At 66.2% G+C, this 21,602-nt stretch carries 20 protein-coding genes; 9 read left to right on the top strand and 11 right to left on the bottom strand.

Features of this window, described 5'->3' with window-relative positions; all coding sequences use genetic code 11:
* Positions 1-97: 97 nt before the first annotated feature.
* A complete protein-coding gene (locus tag ACJH6I_RS16035; RefSeq protein ID WP_406784269.1) occupies positions 98-829 on the bottom strand; it encodes an alpha/beta hydrolase family protein in 732 nt (243 codons plus the stop codon).
* 242 nt (positions 830-1,071) lie between these two features.
* Here ACJH6I_RS16035 and ACJH6I_RS16030 point away from each other — a divergent pair, with 242 nt between their 5' ends.
* Positions 1,072-1,500 (top strand): nuclear transport factor 2 family protein, encoded by a 429-nt coding sequence (locus tag ACJH6I_RS16030; protein WP_406784268.1) that lies wholly within the window; start codon positions 1,072-1,074, stop codon positions 1,498-1,500.
* A 143-nt stretch (positions 1,501-1,643) separates the two neighbouring features.
* Here the strand turns inward: ACJH6I_RS16030 and ACJH6I_RS16025 are convergent, their stop codons facing one another.
* Together ACJH6I_RS16025 and ACJH6I_RS16020 are read right to left on the bottom strand one after the other, a co-directional pair.
* Positions 1,644-2,540, bottom strand: coding sequence for a TIGR03560 family F420-dependent LLM class oxidoreductase (locus ACJH6I_RS16025; RefSeq protein WP_406784267.1), 897 nt, complete (start codon positions 2,538-2,540; stop codon positions 1,644-1,646).
* On the bottom strand, positions 2,537-3,271 hold the full coding sequence (locus ACJH6I_RS16020) for a hypothetical protein (protein ID WP_406784266.1): 735 nt from the start codon (positions 3,269-3,271) through the stop codon (positions 2,537-2,539). The genes ACJH6I_RS16025 and ACJH6I_RS16020 overlap by 4 nt, the downstream gene beginning before the upstream one ends.
* Before the next feature lie 81 nt (positions 3,272-3,352).
* Here ACJH6I_RS16020 and ACJH6I_RS16015 point away from each other — a divergent pair, with 81 nt between their 5' ends.
* The gene (locus ACJH6I_RS16015; RefSeq protein ID WP_318985042.1) at positions 3,353-3,859 is read left to right on the top strand and encodes a MarR family transcriptional regulator; all 507 of its coding nucleotides are present in this window, start codon (positions 3,353-3,355) and stop codon (positions 3,857-3,859) included.
* Positions 3,860-3,864: 5 nt separating this feature from the next.
* On the opposite strand, the gene ACJH6I_RS16010 is transcribed toward ACJH6I_RS16015, so the two are convergent.
* The 3 genes from ACJH6I_RS16010 to ACJH6I_RS16000 all read right to left on the bottom strand — a co-directional run bounded on the left by ACJH6I_RS16010 (position 3,865) and on the right by ACJH6I_RS16000 (position 8,457).
* Positions 3,865-5,019 carry a serine hydrolase domain-containing protein gene (locus ACJH6I_RS16010; RefSeq protein ID WP_318985041.1) on the bottom strand — a complete coding sequence of 385 codons (1,155 nt, stop codon included), beginning with the start codon at positions 5,017-5,019 and terminating at the stop codon, positions 3,865-3,867.
* A 199-nt stretch (positions 5,020-5,218) separates the two neighbouring features.
* The gene (locus ACJH6I_RS16005) at positions 5,219-7,345 is read right to left on the bottom strand and encodes a glycogen debranching N-terminal domain-containing protein (protein WP_318985040.1); all 2,127 of its coding nucleotides are present in this window, start codon (positions 7,343-7,345) and stop codon (positions 5,219-5,221) included.
* Entirely contained in the window at positions 7,342-8,457 is a 1,116-nt protein-coding gene (locus ACJH6I_RS16000; protein WP_406784278.1) for a glycosyltransferase family 4 protein, read from the bottom strand. Before ACJH6I_RS16000 ends, ACJH6I_RS16005 begins: the two co-directional genes overlap by 4 nt.
* Before the next feature lie 213 nt (positions 8,458-8,670).
* Between ACJH6I_RS16000 and ACJH6I_RS15995 the strand changes: the two genes are divergently transcribed.
* From ACJH6I_RS15995 to fahA, 4 genes are all read left to right on the top strand, one after another.
* The gene (locus ACJH6I_RS15995) at positions 8,671-10,140 is read left to right on the top strand and encodes a DHA2 family efflux MFS transporter permease subunit (protein ID WP_406784265.1); all 1,470 of its coding nucleotides are present in this window, start codon (positions 8,671-8,673) and stop codon (positions 10,138-10,140) included.
* Positions 10,141-10,201: 61 nt separating this feature from the next.
* Positions 10,202-11,419, top strand: coding sequence for a 4-hydroxyphenylpyruvate dioxygenase (hppD, locus tag ACJH6I_RS15990; RefSeq protein ID WP_318985038.1), 1,218 nt, complete (start codon positions 10,202-10,204; stop codon positions 11,417-11,419).
* Positions 11,419-12,723: a homogentisate 1,2-dioxygenase gene (gene hmgA / locus ACJH6I_RS15985; protein WP_406784264.1), complete on the top strand. Its 1,305-nt coding sequence runs from the start codon at positions 11,419-11,421 to the stop codon at positions 12,721-12,723. Before hppD ends, hmgA begins: the two co-directional genes overlap by 1 nt.
* Complete coding sequence (gene fahA, locus ACJH6I_RS15980; RefSeq protein WP_212811407.1) at positions 12,720-14,033, top strand: fumarylacetoacetase; 1,314 nt, start codon at positions 12,720-12,722, stop codon at positions 14,031-14,033. The genes hmgA and fahA overlap by 4 nt, the downstream gene beginning before the upstream one ends.
* On the opposite strand, the gene ACJH6I_RS15975 is transcribed toward fahA, so the two are convergent.
* From ACJH6I_RS15975 to ACJH6I_RS15965, 3 genes are all read right to left on the bottom strand, one after another.
* Positions 14,020-14,919, bottom strand: coding sequence for a phenylalanine 4-monooxygenase (locus ACJH6I_RS15975; RefSeq protein ID WP_212811406.1), 900 nt, complete (start codon positions 14,917-14,919; stop codon positions 14,020-14,022). The genes fahA and ACJH6I_RS15975 overlap by 14 nt on opposite strands.
* A 65-nt stretch (positions 14,920-14,984) precedes the next feature.
* A complete protein-coding gene (locus ACJH6I_RS15970) occupies positions 14,985-15,449 on the bottom strand; it encodes a DinB family protein (RefSeq protein WP_406774611.1) in 465 nt (154 codons plus the stop codon).
* Between the two features lie 34 nt (positions 15,450-15,483).
* On the bottom strand, positions 15,484-16,914 hold the full coding sequence (locus tag ACJH6I_RS15965; RefSeq protein WP_244872540.1) for a cytochrome P450: 1,431 nt from the start codon (positions 16,912-16,914) through the stop codon (positions 15,484-15,486).
* 306 nt (positions 16,915-17,220) lie between these two features.
* Between ACJH6I_RS15965 and ACJH6I_RS15960 the strand changes: the two genes are divergently transcribed.
* A complete protein-coding gene (locus ACJH6I_RS15960; protein ID WP_212811404.1) occupies positions 17,221-18,231 on the top strand; it encodes an AraC family transcriptional regulator in 1,011 nt (336 codons plus the stop codon).
* A 35-nt stretch (positions 18,232-18,266) separates the two neighbouring features.
* Here ACJH6I_RS15960 and ACJH6I_RS15955 read toward each other — a convergent pair whose 3' ends face one another.
* Both ACJH6I_RS15955 and ACJH6I_RS15950 read right to left on the bottom strand, forming a co-directional pair.
* Complete coding sequence (locus tag ACJH6I_RS15955; protein ID WP_212811403.1) at positions 18,267-19,241, bottom strand: squalene cyclase; 975 nt, start codon at positions 19,239-19,241, stop codon at positions 18,267-18,269.
* A 15-nt stretch (positions 19,242-19,256) separates the two neighbouring features.
* Positions 19,257-19,685, bottom strand: coding sequence for a cellulose-binding domain-containing protein (locus ACJH6I_RS15950; RefSeq protein ID WP_212811402.1), 429 nt, complete (start codon positions 19,683-19,685; stop codon positions 19,257-19,259).
* A gap of 251 nt (positions 19,686-19,936) precedes the next feature.
* Here ACJH6I_RS15950 and ACJH6I_RS15945 point away from each other — a divergent pair, with 251 nt between their 5' ends.
* Both ACJH6I_RS15945 and ACJH6I_RS15940 read left to right on the top strand, forming a co-directional pair.
* Positions 19,937-20,425 carry an Hsp20/alpha crystallin family protein gene (locus ACJH6I_RS15945; protein WP_244872940.1) on the top strand — a complete coding sequence of 163 codons (489 nt, stop codon included), beginning with the start codon at positions 19,937-19,939 and terminating at the stop codon, positions 20,423-20,425.
* A gap of 668 nt (positions 20,426-21,093) precedes the next feature.
* Positions 21,094-21,549, top strand: a complete 456-nt coding sequence (locus tag ACJH6I_RS15940) for a DUF1942 domain-containing protein (protein WP_212811401.1) — start codon at positions 21,094-21,096, stop codon at positions 21,547-21,549.
* Positions 21,550-21,602: the final 53 nt, after the last annotated feature.

Here is a 21,602-nt window from a genome sequence, read left to right as displayed (position 1 = left end):
GTTTCCCCTCACGTCATTCCTGTGGTGCGCGTCATGTTGCAGCTGATGTCCCGGCCCGGTCACGACCCTAACGGAGCCACTTCAGCGTCGCGCGCGCTCACCGGGCCGGCATGAGGTGCCGGGTGAAGAAGCGCGCCGCGTCCTCCCCCGCGAATTTCGGGACACCCATGTGGCCACCCATGTTGGCGTGCAACGTCTTTTCCCGGGAACCGAAGGCATCGAACACGTCGAGCGCCATCTGGCGGTCATTCGATTCGTCGTCCCACTGCAGCAGGACGTGCAGAGGAATCGTGACCTCACGCGCCTCATCGAACATGGTGCGAGGCACGAAACTGCCGGCGAACAGACCCGCGGCGACGATGCGTGGTTCGACCACGGCCAACCGGATGCCGATGGCCATGACCCCGCCGGAGAAGCCGACCGGGCCGCTGATCTCGGGCAATGAGAGGAGCACGTCAAGGGCCAACTGCCATTCCGGGACTGCGGCATCGACCAAAGGGAGGACGAGGCGGTCGACGATGTCGCTGACAGGCCGGCCCGCGGCCAGTGCCCGGTGCAGATCGGCGCGTCCCCGCTCGAGTTCAGCCAAGCGGGGACGATCACCACTACCGGGCAGCTCGATGGTGGCGGCGGCGAACCCGTGCGCCAGAGCGTCGCGGGCACGATTCGTGAGTCGCGGATACATCCGCCGCAGACCGCCGGGATGCCCCAGCAGGATCAGCGGTGCGGGTGACGAGCCGGGCGTCCACAGGATGCCCGGGATGTCATTGAGACTGAATCTGCGCTCGACGCTGCCGTCGTCGAGACGCTGTTCGGAAATGAAGTCCATTGGCCGTGCCTTTCGGGAGTGCGGTGAGACGGCGCTCCCGGGACGACCTATCGCCCGACTGTGGCCCTGGCAAGGAGCACCCACGTCGATACGTTCACGGGTACCACCTCCTCGTCCTTCACCTGGCCTGCCGACGAAAGTAGCAGCGGCCGCCTTTGGCGGCCAATCATTTACGTCATGGCATTCGGCCATGCCCCCACGCTTCGACCAGCACCGAAGTATCGGCGGCGCATTCTGGAGCCATGAACTCCGAAAACACTGACGAAGTCGATCGCCGAGGCATCGAAGCAGTCACGCGTGCTTGGGAAGAAGCGTTGGCGAACCACGATGTCGAGGCACTGTTGGCTTGCTACGCACCGGACGCCACTCTGGAAAGCCCGGTGGCAGCGCACATCTTGGGTGGCCCGGGGGTGTGCCGAGGACACGAGGAACTCCGACCGTTCCTGACCGAGGTGGTGGCACGTACTCCGGACGAGCGGCACTACTACCGTGCCGGATTCTTCACCGACGGCCGCCGCGCGACCTGGGAGTACCCCCGCGAGACACCGGACGGCCAGCAGATGGATTTTGTGGAGGTCATGGAGATCGAGAACGGCTTGATCCAGGCGCACCGCGTCTACTGGGGTTGGCGCGGCGTCGAGATCCTGGCCAGCGATGGCTACTACCGATGATTTCGATCCTGGTAGTTCCGTGCGGCGTGACGCCGGCCATGAACGACAGCACGCTGTTGCGAGGAATCAGTTACCTGCCTGTCTCACTCGCGCCCACACCGGTCACCTCCATGTGATTACGCTCTGACACATCGCCAGACGCTCTACGTGGACCCACCGGCAGCGCTGGGCTCTACTGTCACGAGTTCGCTTGCGGCACTGACCACCTCACCGAGCTCGCTAACTGTCCACGGCCGGCCGCGGGCGATCACGACGACGTGCTGGATACCGAGACCCGCCAGTTTCCGGCAACGTTCGACCAGCTGGTCGGCGGACTCACCGGGAGTCAATGCGGTGGTGAGAGTGCGTTCGATCTCCTGAGGCGGTCGCCCGATCTCGGCGCAGTGTCGCCCGAGCGCGTCGAGCTGGCGGCGAATAACGCTGTCCCCATTCGGGATATCGAACAGGTTGCAGGCATCTGCGTGTTCGGCGACCATACGCAAGGTACGACGTTCGCCGGTGCCGCCGATCAGCACCGGCGGCCGCGTGATCGGCCGTGGCCGGCCGATGGGACGTTCAGCGCGGTAATAGCGACCCTCGTAAGGAGATTCGTCGCCGTCCCACATTCGGCGGGCCAGTTGGAGCAATTCGCCCATGCGGTCGAACCGTTCACCAGTCGTCGGCAGGAACAGGCCGAGCGCCCGCGCCTCGTCGGCGTTGTAGCCGGCGCCGAGTCCCAACCATGCTCGCCCGCCGGACAATACATCCAAAGTGGTGACGGCTTTGATCAACACCGCGGGGTCGCGGAAAGTCGTTGCGGTGACCAAGGTCCCCAGCCGCAACTCCGTGGTCTTGGCGGCCAGGAACCCGAGCGTGGTGTAGGCCTCCAGCATCGGCTCGTCCAGCCGGCTGGCCGGGTCGGCCTGCAGCAGATGATCCGCCACCCAGAGCGTGTCGACGTCTGTGCCATCGAGGAATTCGGCCACCGCGGCGAGATTTGCGCGGATCGCGGGCGGCCCCTCCGGCCACGAGAAGTTGGTGACGCTGACGCTGAGCCTCATGCGCTTCCTCCCGGGACGACCTGCTCTTGCCGGTTGCGGGCGGCACGGCGCTTCGGTAGCAGGACACCGACGGCGACAAGCCAGATCAGAGCCGAGAACCTGGCGATCGGCAGGAGCGGCGCGGCCGGCGGCCAGATGAGAACCAGCGTCGTCAGCTCGGCCACCGCGGCGATGCCGAGGCCGATCCACGCCAGGGTCCGCGGCACCAAGCGCAGGATCAGCGCCGGGACCGACAGGCCCGCCGTCAGGAGGCCGAGCATCACGACGTGTGCCACGCCGCCGGTGAGGAACACCAGGTAGTAGAGCGCGTTGATCAGTGGACCGTCGGTGCTGATCTCCGGCCGCGACAGTGTCCACAGCAGCAAGCTCGACAGACCGAGTCCCCCGGCGGCCAGGACACCGCCGGCCAGGGCGATGGTCGCGCCCGGCGCGGTGACGCCGAGCTGCCGCAGCCGCGCGCTGGCCGTGGCAGCGTAAATCAGGAGCGGCACCGACGACCCGAAGACGAAGACCGCACTCACCTGCGCGGACGATGTATGGGCGCGGAAGTAGTCCAGCACCGCCGCTGAATTCCCGTACGGCAGCGGCGGCATGCCGCCCAGCACGACACCCAGGATGACGCCACAGAGCAGCAGGCCGAGCGAAATCGTGCCGAGAAGCCACAGCGGCGGCCCGCCTTGCTGTGGCGCCCGGCTCGTGGCGGTCGGTCGATCGCGGGTGTAATCGTTCATGACATGAACGATATTCTTGGTGAACTGGATGCGTCAACCTCATTCACGAAATGAACGGTTTCGTCCATGTATTGTTCGTCCATGTCATCAGCTTCCAGCGCCCAGCAGCGGGGCGGTGTTTCGTTCCTGCTCGCCCAGCTCGGCCACCACGCCGCTCAGTTGTTCGCCGAACGCCTTGTGGCCGTGAAGCTGACACCCCCACACGCCGGCATCTTGCGGATGATCGCCAGCGAGCCAGGCCTCAGTCAGCAGGAGCTGAGTGGGCGGCTGGGCCTGTTGCCCAGCAGAGTGGTCGCGTACCTCGACGAGCTCGAGTCACGGGGTGAGGTCGAGCGCCGGCGCAACCCGACCGACCGGCGCCTGTATGCGTTGTACCTGACCAAATCGGGCGAGAAGTTGATGCAGACGCTTTCGGAGATCGCGCGCGAGCACGAACAAGAGCTGACTGCCGGCTTGACCAGCCAACAACGCAAGACGCTGAACGAATTGCTCGCCACGCTCGCCGATCAGCAGGGCCTGACCCCGGCGGTACACCCGGGCTTTCGGCAAATCGGCCGGCGGCGGGATGAGAAATCAACCAAGCGCTGAGCAACTCACAACGCGGCGTACGTCGCTTCGATGAGATCGACCGCCCGACGATCGCCGGCGAGAGCGTCACGACGCAGGTTCGGCACGAATGCGAACGCCAGTCGATTGTCGATGTCACCGAACGCGAACGCACCACCGGCGCCAGGATGCCCGAAGGCTCCAGGTCCGACGTTGTCGGGAAAAGCGAACAGCTGAGACGGTCGCATGTATCCCAGGCCGTAGCTGGAATCGAGAACCATGACGGCATCAGAACCGCTGTGCCGCGGGCGGACTGCGTCGTTCAGATTTTCCGGATGCAACAGCTTGCCGGCAGTCAGGCGCGCGTAGAAGTCGGCCAGTGCGCGCGCAGTGGTTATCAGTCCGCTCGCCGGCCAGCCGGCTGACAGCACGTCGGGATGGTTGTAGCGCGCGGGTGGATTGGCGGTGGCACGGGTGAACAAGGACTGTGGATCGCGATACGCCTCGGCGAGCCGTGCGACCGTGGTGGCGGGGATCGTGGCGGTGTCCGTTGCCCATTGCTGTTCGCTCGCGTCGGGAAAACCGGTCCGGGCGATGGCGTCGAGTGCGGCTCTGTCGGCCCCGATCATGAGGTCTGCACTGACGTTCGATCGAACGAATTCCCCCACCGTCGTTTTGGCGTGCCGACGCACGATCTCGCCGGCCAGCCACCCGAATGTGAATGCGTGATAGCCGTGTCTCGATCCCGGTTCCCACACCGGATGCTGAGCGGCGAGCAGATCGGCCATCAGTTCGGGATCGGCAGCCTGTTCGATCGAAACAGGCCGCTCCACAGCGGGTAGCCCGGCAGCGTGCGACAGCAGCTGCTCACCCGTGGTTTCGCTCTTGCCCGCCGCGCCGTACTCAGGCCACCAACTCACCACTGGCGCTGTCAGGTCGACGCGGTGGCGCTCCGCCACCATGAGCGCGGCTGTGGCGGTTACTGCTTTGGTGCACGAGAAGGTGACGCAAGCCGTGTCCCGCTGCCACGATCGGCCGGTGCGCGGGTCGGCGACCCCACCCCACAGATCGACGACGGGTCGGCCGTCGATCACGACCGAGACGCCCGCGCCCCAGTTCTGCCCGTCGGCGAAGCTCGCTTCGAAGATATCGCGCACCGCGGCGAATGCCGGATCGACGTTCCCCTCCGTCAGACCTGCCATGGCAACCATTAGAGCATGTATGGGCATGACAATGTGGCCGGATGATGTAACGCAGGGTCGGCCTGAACTTGCCGCACCCAGCTGGTGCAGCTACCGCTCGAATACGCGGAAATCCATGCTGAGCAATCGCTTTCCGAAGCAGGCTTGAGTGGCGGTCAAGTTGTGGCCACCCGACTACTCGCCGAGTCGGGGATTCGGTTCACCCATCCGACATGACCAGCTCCCAATCGTCGGGCAGCCCGGTGACCTTCGCGGTGTCCCCGTCAGCTTCGATACACACTGTCGCGTCGCCGAGTCGCAGATCGCCCAACACTGTGCGACCCCACAGCTGAGGCAGACGCGGCGCCACCACGAGCCGGCGATGCGGCACATCGGGTTCCAGTCCGAGGAACGCCCGTACCAGCAGTAGCGGCGCCGCGCTCGCCCAGGCCTGCGGCGAACACGACGTCGGGTACGGGACCGGTGCACCGAATTCGGAACGCCCGAAGCCGCAATACAATTCGGGAAGCCGCCCGCCGAACGCCTCGGCCGCGTCGAGCAGGCCGGCGGCCAGCCGCTCGGCCAGCGCCACGGCGCCGGGCACGTGCCGATATCGCATCAGCCCGGCGACGGCGATCGCCGTATCGTGCGGCCACACCGACCCGTTGTGGTAGCTCATGGGGTTGTACGCGCCCATGGATGCGGCCAGGGTACGTAGCCCGAATCCGGAATCCATATCGTCGGCCGACAACCGTTCCACGAGCGTCTCGACATGATCATCGTCGGCGATACCCGTCCACAGGCAGTGCCCGATATTGCTCGTGAGCGCGTCCACCGGGTTCTTTCCGGCGTCCAAAGCGATGGCATACCAACCTTTTTCCGGCAGCCAGAACGCCTCGTGGAATCGTGCGCGCAGCGTCGCCGCGCGGTCACGCAACCGGGCCGCCGTCGTCGGTGCACCGAACGCGTCCGCCAGTTCGGCCCTGGCCAGCAGAGCCGCGTAGTGGTAGCCCTGTACCTCACTCAGCGCTATCGGCGCTTCGGCGGTGTGCCCCGCCGCGTCGTTGATGCCGTCGAAGCTGTCCTTCCAGCCCTGGTTGACCAGTCCCCTGTCGGTGGCCCGGCGGTACTCGATGAACCCGTCGCCGTCGCGGTCCCCGTACCGGGTGGCCCATGCCAGCGCTGCGTCCGCTGCGCCGAGCAGCGACCGGACGACGTCTTCGTCGGCACCCCACCGCCAGCTCTCGGCCAGCAGCATCACGAACAACGGCGTGGCGTCGACGGCACCGTAGTAGACGGTCCCACCCAAGACGTCGGTACTGGCCGGCCCCCTTCGGATTTCGTGCAGGATGCGGCCGGGCTGTTCCTCGGTGATGGGGTCGACACGGCGGCCTTGTGCGTCGGCGAGCTGCCGCAGCGTGCCGAGGGACAGCCCGCAGTCCAGTGGCAGCGCCATCCAGGCGGTCAGCAGGCTGTCTCGACCGAACAGCGTCATGTACCACGGTGCCCCGGCGGCGACGAACGGCTCACCCTCGCCGCTTTCATCGTGGATCAACAGCGCGCCGAGATCACTCTCGGTGCGGCGCAACACCTCTGCCAGGCCCGCATGGTCCGACTCGACCGTCGTGGTGCTCTCCCGCCACGCTTCGATCTTCTGTGCCGGCGTACCCGACTGGACCGCATCGCCGCTGCGCGCCCGGCCGTTGATGCGACCGGCACCCCACGTGGGCTGGACACCGATCTCGACCTGCCAGCTCTGATGCGCGGGCACCACCACCCGCCAACGGAATGCCCCCGGCAGGACCGCGGGTCCGCCGGCTGCGGTCACGGTCAGGCCCCGGACCGGGTCGGTACGGTCCTGCAGCACCAGCTCGCCGTTCACCACGGACTGGTTCGCTCCGCCATGAGCGGCGCGTCCCTCCTTGACCGTGAACAGATCGGCGAAGTCGGCGTCGACGTGCAGTTCCAACGTCACCACCGTGCTTTCGCCGGCCAGATTCCGGAGGGAGATGGACTCCCGCATCCCGTCGGCGATGGTGCGCTCCCGCACCACCAGCAGCGTGCTGTCCGCCAAGCCGGGCAGCGGCGCCCTCCGCATGATGAACTGTGCCGCAAAGGCTTCCGGCGTCTGCACCGACAACGGCTCAGCCGGCCGGCCGTCGACACGCAGCTCCCATCGAGACAGCACGCGCGCATCGCGGAAGAACAGACCCTGGGCACCGCCCGGCAACACGTCGCCGTGACGGTCCGACACACAGAAGGTGCCGCCCTCCACCAGAGTCACCGTGTCCCCACCGAAGCCGATGCTGGTGGGCTCGCCGGCGTTCAGCGCGGTCGGTGCACTCATGCGCTCGCCCGTTCCGAGGCGCCGGGTTCCACGATGCGCCGCAACGTGATCGGGCTCGGTGCGGAGTCCGCATCCGCCAGCACGGCTCGATAGATGCGCTCGTACCCCGCGCCGAACTGACCTGTCGCGAAATGGGCCGCCACATGGCGTCGGCAGGCCGCGGGATCCAGGGTGTGCGTCTTGGCGATCGCGTCGGGCAACTCGTCGGGGTGCTCACACACGAATCCGGTCACGCAGTCGGTCACGACCTCAGGCACCGCGCCGCCACGCAGCGCCACCACGGGAGTGCCGCAGGCCATCGCCTCGATCATCACCATGCCGAACGGTTCTTCCCATTGGATGGGGAACAGCAGACAGCGTGCGCCCGCCAGTAGTTTGCGCTTCGCGGCGGCGTCCGCCTGGCCGAACACATGATCGTTCTCGGTCAGCAGTGGACGCACCTGTTCGTCGAAGTAGGCGCGCTCCTCGGGCTCATTGCACTTGCCCGCCAACACCAGGGGCACGCCCGCCGCGTGGGCCGCCTCGAGTGCCAGATGCGCGCCCTTGTACGGCGCGTACCGTCCCAGGAACAGCGCGTAGTCTTCCTTGTCGGCCCGGAACGGCCAGTCGCCGATGCGCAGCGAGTTGTGCACGCGGCCAATCCAATTCAGGTCCGGAGCGAGCTGGCGCTGGCGGTCGCTGATGGCGATCAGACCGATGTCGTCGCCAAGCTCACGGTAGTACGGATACAGGTCGTCATCGATCGGTCCGTGCATGGTGACCACGGTCGGTATACCCAGCGACCGGTAGACCGGAGCGTTGAGCGGGCCCGCGAACGTGTGGTCGTGGATGATGTCCACCCCGTCGGTCGCGGCGATTTTCTCGATGGCTCGGCGCACCCGGACCGCGTGCATGATCTCGGGGTAGGGCTGGCCGAGGCGGTCCGGAAGCGTCCGCTGCCAGAGGGGGACGAAGCGCGCGGCGTTGGTCCCGCGCTGTCCCGCGCCGAGGAGCGTCACATGGTGTCCTCGGGCGGTCAAGGCGTCGGCCAGGTCAGCAACGACGGCCTCGGTCCCGCCGTATCCTTTGGGCGGAACATCGAAATATGGGGGTGCGACGAGCACGATACGCATCGGCTCGCTGGCCTCGGGGATGGCGAAGTCAGTGCTGCTCACTAGGTTCCCTCCTCACGATCGACTAAGCAGCGTTAGCACTCTCGTCCGACGAGTGCCAATTATGGCGTGTCCGTCGCCGCTTCGCCATCCCTGTACCGGCCCGTGTGCGAAGGTTTAGAGCGCACGCGTGCGGTCACTCACAGCACGACGGCGATTCAGTGGAGGCATGACATGCCCGGTGTCCGCTTCGGTAGCGCGGCGGGACGCTGGATCCTCGCCGCCACCGTGCTGGGGTCTGGGATGGCGCAACTCGACGCAACGGTCGTCAACGTCGCGCTGCCGGCGATCGGTCACGACCTGAACACCGAGGTCGGTGGACTGCAACTCGTGGTCAGCGCCTACTCGGTGACACTCGCCGCGTTGATCCTGCTATCGGGCAGCCTTGGTGACCGTCTGGGCCGCAAGCGGGTGTTCGTCGTCGGCGTGGCGTGGTTCGCGGTGGCGTCAGCGCTCTGTGCGGTGGCACCCAACGCCGAGATGCTCATCGCCGCAAGGGCTTTGCAGGGCATCGGCGGCGCGCTGTTGACGCCGGGCAGCCTCGCCATCATCCAGTCGGTGTTCATCCCGACCGACCGGGCAAAGGCGATCGGCGCGTGGTCGGCTCTGGGTGGCGTCGCCGCGGCGATCGGCCCGCTGCTCGGCGGCTATCTCGTACAAGCGATCGACTGGCGGGCGATTTTTCTCATCAATGTGCCCCTGGGATGCCTGGTCGCGTGGCTCGCGGTACGCCACGTGCCCGAGAGCCGCGACCCGTCGACGGCCGGCCACCTGGACTACGCCGGCGCCACGACAGCGACTGCGGGGCTGGCTGGTGTGACCTACGCCGTCGTGGAAGGACCCAACCGTGGCTGGGATTCTCTCGTCGTTCTCGCGGCCGGGGTGCTCGGAGTCATCGCCCTGGTGGCATTCGTCGCGATCGAACGACGTTCCGCGAATCCCATGCTGCCGCTGGGCATCTTCTCGTCTCGACAGTTCACGAGTGCCAACGCCGTGACCTTCGTGGTGTACACCGCGCTCGGGGGTGTCTTCTTCCTGCTGGTGGTCGTTCTGCAGACCGCACTCGGATACTCCCCCGTCGCCGCCGGCGCTGCCTCGCTCCCGGTCACGGCGATCATGCTGGCGCTCTCGTCGGCGTCCGGCGCACTCGCCCAGCGCATCGGTCCACGTCTGCCATTGACCATCGGCCCGCTCGTGATCGCGGCCGGCATGGTGCTGATGACGCGGATCGGCCCGGGTGCTTCGTACACCACCGTCGTGCTCCCCGCCGTCGTCGTCTTCGGGTTGGGGCTCGCCGCGACGGTCGCACCCGTCACCGCCGCCGCCCTGGCCGCAGCGGACGAGCGCCACGCCGGCGTGGCCTCCGGAGTCAACAACGCGGTGGCACGCACCGCGGGGCTACTGGCCGTCGCCCTGCTACCCCCGTTGTCGGGACTGACGGGCGACGCTTTCGGATCGCCCGCCGCGATGACCGCCGGTTTCCACACCACGATGCTGATCTCAGCGGGCCTTGCGGCCCTCGGCGGAGTGCTCGCGTTCGCGACGATCTCCAACGACCTGCTTGCCGAGGAACCGGACGAGGAGCCGCCGAGTCACCACTATCACTGTGCGCTCGCCGAGGTTCCCGCCGGTGAACGCGTCTGACGCGACTGAACACGGCGGCGAATTCATCGAGTAATCCCGCCTTTGGGAGAAGAATGTCTACATGGCGAACCAGAGCGCCCTGACCGACCAGGAGAAGCAGGCCCGGCTCGACGTCAACCAGCTCAAGCAGTTGGTGGGCCTGGTGGAGTACGACCCGAGCAATGATCCATTCCCCGTAACCGGCTGGGATGCCATCGTTTTCGTCGTCGGCAATGCCACAGAGGCAGCGAGCTACTTCCAATCGACGTGGGGCATGGAACTGGTCGCCTACTCGGGGCCCGAGAACGGCAATCGCGACCACAAGGCGTTCGTCCTGCGTTCGGGGTCGGTGCGGTTCGTGCTGAAGGGTGCGGTGAGCCCCGACAGCCCTCTGATCGCGCACCACGCCACGCACGGCGACGGCGTCGTCGACATCTCGTTGGAGGTGCCCGACGTCGACAAGTGCATTGCCCAGGCCAAGGCAGCCGGTGCGACGATCCTCGAAGAACCGCACAACGTCTCCGATGACCACGGCACCGTACGCCTCGCCGCTATCGCGACCTACGGGCAGACCCGGCACACCCTGGTGCAACGCGAAACCGACGGAGCCCGCTACAGCGGTCCCTACCTGCCTGGCTATCAGCCGGCAACGAGCGGTCAGATCAGACGGGACGGCGCGCCGCCGCGCTTGTTCCAGGCCCTGGACCACGTCGTCGGCAACGTCGAGCTCGGCAAGATGGACGAGTGGGTCGGCTTCTACAACCGGGTCATGGGCTTCGTGAACCTCGCCGAGTTCATCGGCGACGACATCGCCACCGACTACTCGGCACTGATGTCGAAGGTGGTCGCCAACGGCAACCACCGGGTGAAGTTCCCGCTCAACGAACCGGCGGTGGCGAAGCGCAAGTCGCAGATCGACGAGTACCTCGAGTTCTATCGCGGGCCGGGCGTCCAGCACCTCGCGCTGGCCACCAACGACATCCTCGCCAGCGTCGACGAGCTCCGTCGGCAGGGTGTGCAGTTCCTCGACACCCCGGACGCGTACTACGAGGACCCGGAACTGCGTGCCCGCATCGGCGAGGTGCGCGTACCGGTCGAGGAACTGCAGCGGCGCGGCATCCTGGTCGACCGTGACGAGGACGGATACCTGCTGCAGATCTTCACCAAGCCGTTGGGAGACCGGCCGACGGTGTTCTTCGAACTCATCGAACGCCACGGCTCACTCGGTTTCGGCAAGGGCAACTTCAAGGCGCTCTTCGAGTCCATCGAGCGTGAGCAGGCGAAGCGCGGGAACCTGTGATGGCCGGGTACCAAAGCGGTTTCGGCAACAGCTTCGAAAGCGAAGCACTGCCCGGCGCATTGCCCGTCGGCCGCAACTCTCCGCAGCGGTGCGCCTACGGCCTCTATGCCGAGCAGCTCAGCGGGTCGCCGTTCACCGCACCCCGCGCCGCCAACAAGCGGTCCTGGCTGTACCGGATTCGGCCGAGCGTGGCCCATTGGGGCGATTTCACCGCCGTCCCCAGCGAGCACTGGCGGTCCGCACCCGACGATGCTCCTGCCATCCCCATTGCCCAAATGCGCTGGAACCCCTTACCGATGCCGGATCCGGCGGTCGAGGACACGACGTTCGTCACCGGCGTCCGTACCATCACCACCGGCGGGGACGTCAACGCCCGCACCGGATTCGCCAACAGCATCTACACCATCACGTCATCGATGGTGGACACCTACTTCTACAACGGCGACGCCGAAATGCTGTTCGTGCTCGAGCACGGCAATGTTCGGTTCTGTACCGAGTTCGGGATCATCGACGCCGAGCCCTGTGAGATCGTCGTCGTCCCGCGGGGTGTGAAGATGCGCGTCGAGGTGCCCGACGGTCCGGCCCGCGGCTATCTGTGCGAAAACTACGGCGGCCCTTTCACTCTTCCCGAGCGCGGCCCGATCGGCGCCAACTGCCTGGCCAACTCGCGCGACTTCCTGACACCGGTCGCGGCCTATGAGGATCGCGACGTCCCGTCCACGATGTATGTGAAATGGGGCGGCACGCTGTGGCGAGCGGATATCGCCCAGTCACCACTGGATGTCGTTGCCTGGCATGGCAATTACGCACCGTACAAGTACGACATGCGCCGATTCTCCCCCGTCGGGCCGGTTCTGTTCGATCATGCCGACCCGTCGATCTTCACAGTGCTCAGTTCACCGAGCGAGACGCCCGGAACCGCCAACGTGGACTTCGTCTGCTTCCCCGAGCGGTGGATGGTCGCCGAAGACACTTTCCGGCCGCCGTGGTACCACGTGAACGTCATGAGTGAGTTCATGGGACTCGTGCGCGGCGTGTACGACGCCAAGCCGAACGGCTTCGTGCCCGGCGGCGTCAGCCTGCACAACGGCATGACCCCACATGGCCCGGACGCCAACGCATTCCACGCCGCCAGCACCGAAGAACTGAAACCGGTCAAGCAGGAGCACACACTGGCCTTCATGTTCGAGACGCGGTTCCCGCAGCAGGTGACGGCGTACGCCGCGAATTCACCGCAGCGGCAACAGGATTACGCGGACTGCTGGAGAGGGCTGGTCAAGCGCTTCCAGCCGGACAAGCCGTGACAGCACTCGACTTCACCCACGACCCGGGCCGGCGGAGTTGGGTCGCCTCCGCGGGCCCTGATAGTGACTTTCCGCTGCAGAATCTGCCGTTCGGCGTGGTCGCCGGTGTAAACGGCGAACCGGGCGGTGTTGTCCGGATCGGCGACATGGTCCTGCACCTGAGGGGGCTCGCCGAGTCCGGCCTGCTCACCGGCGAGGCGCAGACGGCCGCAGAGTCCGCGGCAGACGGAACGTTGAACGCCTTGTTCGCCTTGGGATCTGGTCCCCGCGTAGCACTTCGTAGGGCGCTGCACGCACTGCTCGCCGAAGGCGCGCCGCAACAACAGACCGTGGCGGCGTTGCTCACCCCACTGCGTGACGTCGATGTCCTGCTGCCCGCCCGCATCGGCGACTACACCGATTTCTACGTCGGCATCCACCACGCCCGCAACGTCGGAGCGCTGTTCCGGCCCGACAATCCCCTTCTCCCCAACTACAAATGGGTGCCCATCGGCTATCACGGGCGTGCCTCGAGCGTGCAGGTCAGCGGCACTCCCGTGACGCGACCGCACGGGCAATTGAAGGGTCCGGACGCACCAGCGCCTGTGCTGGCACCCACCCGGCGCCTGGATTTCGAGCTGGAACTCGGCGCGTGGATCGGCCCGGGAAACCGCCTCGGCGAACCGGTGCGTCTCGATGACGCCGAATCCCACATCGCCGGCTACTGCCTGCTCAACGACTGGTCGGCGCGGGACGTGCAGGCCTGGGAATACCAGCCACTCGGCCCGTTCCTGGCGAAGAGCTTCGGCACCACGGTCTCGCCCTGGGTAATGACTCCAGAAGCATTGGCGCCGTTCCGGATTCCGTTCGATCGTCCCGAGGGTGATCCCGCTCCCCTGCCCTACCTCGACAGCTCACGGCACCGTGCGAGCGGTGGGCTCGATATCGAGCTGCAGGTCCGTATCAGCACGGCCCGGATGCGCGACGACGGCGAGCCGCCGCACCCGATCGCACGCTCATCCAGCCGCCACATGTACTGGACCTTCGCGCAAATGGTCACTCACCACACGAGCAACGGATGCAACCTGCAGCCCGGCGACCTGCTCGGCAGCGGCACCCTGTCCGGTCCTGACACCGGCTCCGAAGGCAGCCTGCTGGAGCTCAGTCATGGCGGCACGGGCTCGATCACGCTGCCCAACGGGGAAACGCGCACGTTCCTCGAAGACGGCGACGAAATCACCCTCAAGGCAACGGCACATCGTCCCGGGGCGGCCATCATCGGGTTCGGCGAATGCGTCGCGGTCGTCCAACCAGCGATCACCTACCCGTGACCTGAGCGGCGTCGTGCACCAGGCGCTCCACCATGGCGTCGTCGACCTCGGCGAAGAACCCGCCGACAACATCCTCGATCTCGCCGAATCCCCTGGCGCAGAAGAGAATCGGTTGGTAGTGCGTGATGTCGTAGGTCTGCACCCCCATCCGGGCGATGTTCAATGGCCGCAGATCAGCCACATCGATCTGCTGGATCTCCCCGTACGACGACAGCAGGCCGGCACCGTAGGTACGTACCTCGCCATGTTGACGGACCACACCGAACTCCAGCGAGAACCAGAAGACCTTCGAGACGAATTCAAGGGCCTCAGTCGTTTTCACCCGCTGCGCCGCCTGCCCGGCCAGCCGGTACAGCGCCGCGAACCGCTCGTGCGCCAGGCAATTGCCGTGGCCGACCACCTCGTGGATCAGGTCCGGCTCGGGAGTGTAGAGCGGCACGGAGTGATGCCGGATGTACTGGGTGGAGTGGAAGATGCCGTCGGCGAGCAGTCCGTAGAACTCGCGCAGCGGCACCAGACCGGCCGCCGGCACGTACTGGAAGCCGGTCAGCGGCCCGAGCTTCTCGTTGACCTCGACCAGTTGCGGAATCCGATCCTCGGGAAGCCCCAACCGTTCCCTGCCCTGCAGGTACTCGGTGCAGGCCCGGCGCTGGTGTAGCCGGTGCAGCTCGGCGCACGCGATGCGCCAGACCTCCTGCTCGTCGTCGGTGTAGGTCGCGACGGGTGGCGGCGTTCCGGGCTGCCAATCCATGGCGAGCGCGGCAATAGCGTTGCGGCGGGCGCGGTACTCCGGGTCGACTGCGCCTGGATGATCCGCAGCCAGATGGACGGTGACGTCATCTCCCGACCGCGTCACCGGCGCATACAACTGCGCTTCCTCGAACATCGCTGCCTCCCGGAGGTCCGGGCGTCGCACAGCGCGGCGTCTAACACCCAGGATATGCGCGCTGATCACGCACGACTGGCAAGCACCTGTTCGCGCAGGATGTCGGCGTGCCCGCAGTGGTGCGCCAGCTCCCGCAGCACCTGCAACATGACCCAACGCAGGGTTCGCGGCCCGGACCGGTGCCCCGTCACGACGGTGTCCAACGGTAGATCGGCGACCGCCGCCCGCGCTGTCGCACAGACATCACGGTGCGCCGCAAGAACCGACGCAATGGTGTCGTCGTCATCCAGCTGGAAGGACTCGTCGACGCTCTGCACCAGGCCGAGAGCCTGACGGGATGTGCCGCCGACGCATTCCTCGAACCACACGCGCTGCATCCAGGTGACGTGCTTGAGCAACCCGAGAAGCGTTGTCGCTGACGGGACGAGGCGCCGGCGGGACTCCTCCTCGGTGAGGCCGTCGAGAGTCAGTTCGACGGCACGGCGGTAGTCCTCCACGAAGGCGTCGAGCTGGGCCCGTTCGTCGTCCATCAGTACATCGAACGAGCCCATCGCTGTCCTCTCGTCACACCGTGGCGGCCGGCTGCTTCCTGGTGACCTTCACCATCATCTTGGAGTAGCCCTTCACGAAGTTGGACTGGGTGTACTCGGGCTCCCCCACAACCTCGATGTCCTCGAATCGGGCCAGCAGCTCCTCCCACAGGATCTTCAGCTGCAGTTCGGCGAGGCGGCTGCCCATGCAGCGGTGGATGCCGATGCCGAATGCCAGGTGATGGCGGGCGTTGTGGCGGCCGATGATGAAGTCGTCCGGATTCTCGAACTTGCGCTCGTCGCGGTTGGCCGAGGCGTACCACATGACGAGCTTGTCGCCCTTGCGGATGAACTGTCCGTTCAGGATGGTGTCCTGTTTGGCGACGCGGCGCATGTAGGCCAGCGGGGTCTGCCACCGGATGATCTCGTGGACCGCTTTGGTGATGAGGCCCGGATCGGCCTTCAGCCGGGCGAACTCGTCGGGGTTCTGGTTCAGGGCGAGCACGCCACCGGTCATCGAATTGCGGGTGGTGTCGTTGCCGCCCACGATCAACAGAATCAGGTTGCCGAGGAACTCCATCGGCCGGTCGATCAGGTCCTTCGTGTCCTCGGACGACTGCATGAGCGTGATGAGGTCGAAGCCGGGCTTCTCTCCCGCCGCCAACCGAGCCTTCTTGTCGTACCAGAGGGCGCTGAACGCGCGTGCCATATCGGCTGCGGCGCTGAACATCTCATCCATGTCGGCCTCGCCGCCGGTGGCCGAGGCGCTGCCGGCCACGGTGTCGGTCCAGTAGACCAACTTGCGGCGCTCGTCGTAGGGAAAGTCGAGCAGGGTTGCCAGCATGCGTGAGGTCAGTTCGATCGAGACCGTGTCGACCCAGTCGAACGGCTCGTCCACGGGCAGACCGTCGAGGACCTCCTGCACCCGGGTCCGGATCAGTGCTTCCATCTCCTGGAGGTTCTGGGGCGCCACCACGCCCTGCACCGCGCCCCGCTGCTCGTCGTGCCGCGGCGGGTCCATGGCGATGAACATCTCGACGTCCAGGCCTTCCGGCGGGTCACCGATGATGATCTGCGGCTCGGCGGAGAAGCGTTCGTTGTCCTTGTCGACGGTGACGATGTCGTCGTAGCGGGTGATGGACCAGAACGGCCCGAACGGGCTGTTCGGCTGGTAGTGCACCGGCGCCTCGTCGCGGAGCCGCTTGAAGTAGGACTGCCAGCGGCCCTGGCGGAACATGAACGGGTTGCTGACGTCGATGTCTGCCAGCTCGACTTCCTCGACGGGGGGAATCGGGGCCTCGACGAAGACCGGCGACTTGTCGCCGACCACCGATTTCTTCGTCTTCTGGTAGAGGTGCATGCCCTTGATCTGCAAAGGCATCGGGATGGTCGACTGAGCGCGGCTGCGCACTGGGTCGAGGATCGCTTCCTGCGCCTTGGTGATTGCCTGATCGAGAATGTTCACGAGTTTCTCCGTCCTGTCAGATCTGGAATTCGGGCTGTGGATCGGCGTCTGACCAGTTCTCATTCACGGGGCCTCCTCCGCACATCCCTCTTCGTTGGTAATGACGCTACGAACCAAGATGAGCAGTTGGGAGACCCTAAGCGGCGGAATACTTACTCGAAGTGGCAACGCTGAGAGCAGATCGCCGGGGTCGACGATCTGTGGTCACCGACCTACGTATCCGCCCACCCGGTGCAACCGCGACTGCCACTATCAATTCGGCGAAGCAAATCGATCTTGGCGACGCGACTTACTAGATTCGGCAATGTGGTTGATTGGGACATCCCCCGCACGCCGACGAGCGTCGGCGTGCTGCTCGGGCTGGCCGGCGAACGCGGCGTCAGCCCGGAAACCTGCCTCACCGGCTCTCGACTGACTGTCCAAGGTCTGCAGCGCCCGGGCGCCGAGGTCACCGCCCGCCAGGAACTGACTGTCGTCACGAATCTGCTTGAGGCGCTGGACTATCCCGATGACCTCGGCGTCGAGGTCGGGCTGCGCTATCGGCTTGCCACCTACGGCATCTTCGGGTTCGCCTTGATCAGCAGCCCGACCTTACGCAGTGCGATCGACGTCGGCGTGCGCTATCTCGACCTCACGTTCGCCTCGTCGACGCTCGGTACCCGGGTGGTCGGCGACGAGTTCCACTTCGTCCTGGAGGCGCCGGGCACGCCCGACCGCGTCCGCCGATTCGAAATCGACCGGTTGGCCACGGCGGTCGCAGTGATCAAACGGGAACTGTCGGCAGACTTGCCGCCCTTGGGCGTCCGGTTCACCCACCGCCGGCCTGCCAATCTCGAGCGGTACATCGCCGCATTCGACGCCGAGCCGGAGTTCGATGCACCCGAGAACCTGCTGATTCTGCCCATCGACGTGCTCGACCTCCCACTGCCGCAGGCCAACGCCTACAACTCCGCCGCCACCCAGGAGCAGTGCCGCAATCTCCTCGAAGAGCGGCGCAGCCGGACCGGACTCTCGGGCCAGGTTCGCGACCTGCTACTGGCGTCCCCGGCGCAGCCACCGAATGCGCACGAGATCGCCCAAGCGCTGCTGATGAGCCCGCGGACGTTACGCCACCGGCTCGGCGCCGAGGGCACGTCGTACCGCGAACTCCTCGACGAGATCCGCCAGCGCCTTTCAGAAGAGATGCTGATCGGGGGTCGCTTGACCGTGGCCGAGACGGCGAGTCGACTCGGTTATGTTGAGCTGTCGAGCTTTTCGCAGGCGTTCCGCCGGTGGCACGGGATGAGTCCGCGGGCCTTCCGGGCGTCCCGCACGTGAGAGCGAAAGGGCGCGGCGCCGGCCATTGTCCGCGGTTACGCGGCGCAGTCCCACCAGTCGAGCAGTCGTGTCCCGTAGAGCGTGAGCCACTTTGACGGCTCCCCGGCCGGCACATCGACCTCGAACCACACGCGGCCCGGCTGCCGGCCGGTCTGCAACCAGGTGCCGTCCGGCTGCCGGGCCGCCCGAACGATGTCGACCGCGTCGCTCAACCGGGGATCCGGTGCGCTGCCATCCTGCAGTGCGGCGCGGCGGAAGTACTCACCCGCATTGAGAGCGCTGTAGGACCACCGCATCGGATAGCTGAAGTCGTTGATCCATTGCCCCACTGGCTGGTTCGTGGTGAGCCGATTGAGCAACCGGCGTTCGAGCAGGTACTCCTCCCCGCGCCGGCGTGCCGCGTGGATCTCGGTGCTGCCCGAAGTGGCGGCCTCGAAAGCCAGCAGCCCCTTGAGCGAGTTCAGAGTGGAATGGAACGACGATCTCCGCGATCCTTCGACCCAGTCACAGTTCCACCCGCCGTCGGGCAACTGATGCTCGAGAAACCAGTCGGCGAGGCCGTCGACGTCCGCGCCCAGCCACACGCCGTTGGCCAGGGTCCAGGCGTTGATGCAGCAGTCCACCTCACCGGACCAGTACGGCAGGTCGTCGTACTCCCAGCGGCAGTGCGCGTCGAGCAGCTCGGCGGTGCGGCGTTCCCGCAACACCGATGCATCAAGTCCCCACTCCCGCAGCGCATTCAGCGTCCAGGTCGTGGCCGTCCATGGCTGGCCTTCCTCGGGCCGCTCTGGGTCGTCGAAGTCGTAGTCCGCCGGGAAGAACGCGCCGCCGGCCCACTGGCCGTCGGGATCCTGCAGTGCGAGCAGGCGTGCACCGAAGCCCTGGGTCGCGATGCGCGACCGGGTTCCCTCCCACACCGCGGCCGGCGCATCGAGAAGATCGCACTCGACCTGCCAGCGCAGCGCCGGGTCCGAGTCCAGCAGCCAGTCCGTAAGGGCCACGCTCGTCATCAGACCGCCATCACGCTAGGAGCAGTAGACCTGGCCGTTGAGTACGCAATTCGACGGTGGCGTGTAGGTGCCACTCAGAATGCCGCGGATGCCTCCGTTGGCCGTACCACCGGGCGGAATCACGCGGTTCCAGCTGGCGGGGGTGATCACGTAGTGCGTGCCGTACTGGGCGAAGGTGCTGCTCCACACGTGCGAGATCGACTGCCCGACCGGCATGTCGAACTCGATCTTCCAATCCGCCATCGGCACGGTGCTGTAGTTGGTGACCACAAAGCGCGCGATGAACCCGTCCTGCCAGGTGTGTTGCACCACGAGCCGCGCCCCGGCCGCGGCCGCATGAGCGACCGGAGTGCCGACGAGTCCGATGAAGGCGACCGTCAATGCGGACACGACGACGTGAAGCGCTGCGCGGCAGCGCTTCACACGAGAGTCCGGTCCAGTCATCGCAGCCCAGACTAAGGCTCCCCGATGCGTGCCCTCTCCCGTGGCGCAGGTGCGCTGCCGTACCTTTGCACGATTGCAACCGGCGCGAGATCGCGCACCCGGCTGGGCGTCGACATCCATCAAAATTTTTCTGCGACTTGCTTGCACTCGCCGACGTCGAGTGCTAAAACAAATCTATGCCAGCCGACACAGATAATCGAGCTGGAAGCGCATAGATGGCACAAGAGAAAGGACAGATGGAGGTGGCCACGATGCTGCTGCGTACTGACCCGTTCCGAGACCTGGATCGCTTCACCCAAGAAGTCCTCGGCACCGCGGCCCGTCCGGCGGCGATGCCCATGGACGCCTGGCGCGACGGCGATGAGTTCCACGTCGAGTTCGACCTGCCCGGCGTCAATGCCGATTCCCTCGACCTCGACATCGAGAACAATGTGGTGACTGTGCGCGCCGAACGGTCCCCGGTGGATTCGTCGCGGGAAATGCTGGCCGCCGAGCGGCCGCGCGGCGTCTTCTCCCGACAGCTGGTGCTGGGCAACAACCTTGACACCGGCAGGATCACCGCGGACTACCGCGATGGGGTGCTCCGGCTCGTGATCCCGGTGGCCGAGAAGGCCAAGCCGCGCAAGATCACGGTCAGCAGAACCGGAAACGCCAAGGCGATCGACGAAAGCAAAGTGATCACCGAGGACGGCAGCCCTGTCACCAACACGGCAGCGGCCAAGGAGCCGGTGAACGCCTGACCGGGTCGATGCGCCGGTGCCGGGCTGGACGCTGACCAGCCCGGCACCGGCCGGCCAACTTTCCGCGACTGCGGCACATTCTTGAATGGTCGGTGTCATGCCGACAGTGCAAGGAGGTGAAAAGTGATGCAGCACAGCATGATTGCGGCGCCGGCCGCGCCTGACACCATCACGCCAGAAGAGCTGGCCCAATCGCTGGGTGTGGACGACCCCACGATGGTGATAGCGCTGATCGCCGAAGTCGACGCGATCTTCTGCGCCGCTGAAGCTCCTTGCCGTCAGCAACCGACGCCACCAGCGGTCGGGTGCGCTCTATACGGGCCCCGGTGCGCTGGTCGGTCTTTGGAGTCCACATGTCGGCGACCGCGGCGCGGGCCGGTGCGCCGTATGACGCCGGTGCAGCGCAGCCCTCCGGGATCGATAGCCGCTGCAGCAGTCATGTGAGCCGGTGGTTCCTCCACCACCCCGAAGGCTGGGCCGTACGCCGCCAGGGCCACACCCTGGGCGCCTACCAGGAGGCGCCGACGCCCAATCTAGGCAAACCCTCCCCGGCGGCAAGGCCCGGTCTTCACGTCGGCCAGTTTCGTCGTCCCTGCCTTTGGATACCCCTGCAGAAGGACCAAAGACAGCCAACTCCTGAAAACAGGAGGAAACGAAAGGAGCTCGACGTGGCGTTCTCGCAGATCGCATCGAAAACAATGGCAGCCGCTACCGGCATCGCGGCCGCCGGAATCCTGGCGGCAACCCCGGCGCTCGCCGACCCGACAGCAGTGATGTTCGGCCAGCGAGCCGAGATTCCCAGCCCCGGTGGCGCGATCGAGTACACCGTCATCAACCTGCAGCCGAGTGGACACAACGACGGCATCTGGTACTCGGATGTGACAGCGCGCGCCGTGAGCGGTGCGCCGACGCCGAACATCTCCGATTTCAACGCGCGGGCCGTCAACAGCTCGACATATGCGGACATGAAGGGCAACGAGGTCGAGGGCCTGCCCAACCAGCCAATCGCCCCGGGCAGCTATGCCACGGGTCGAATCTACTTCGATGTCCGGAACGGAACCGCGCCCGACAGCGTCGTGTACCGGGATGCCGGCGGCAGTGACAAGGTGGTCTGGAAGAGCTAGCCAGACTGCGATGGCGGATTTCCGCCAGCGCTGCCCGCGACGTGGCCAATAAC

It is taken from the genome of Mycobacterium sp. SMC-13 (assembly GCF_045311035.1).
Lineage (GTDB): Bacteria > Actinomycetota > Actinomycetes > Mycobacteriales > Mycobacteriaceae > Mycobacterium.
This window is presented reverse-complemented; position numbering and strand designations above follow the sequence as displayed.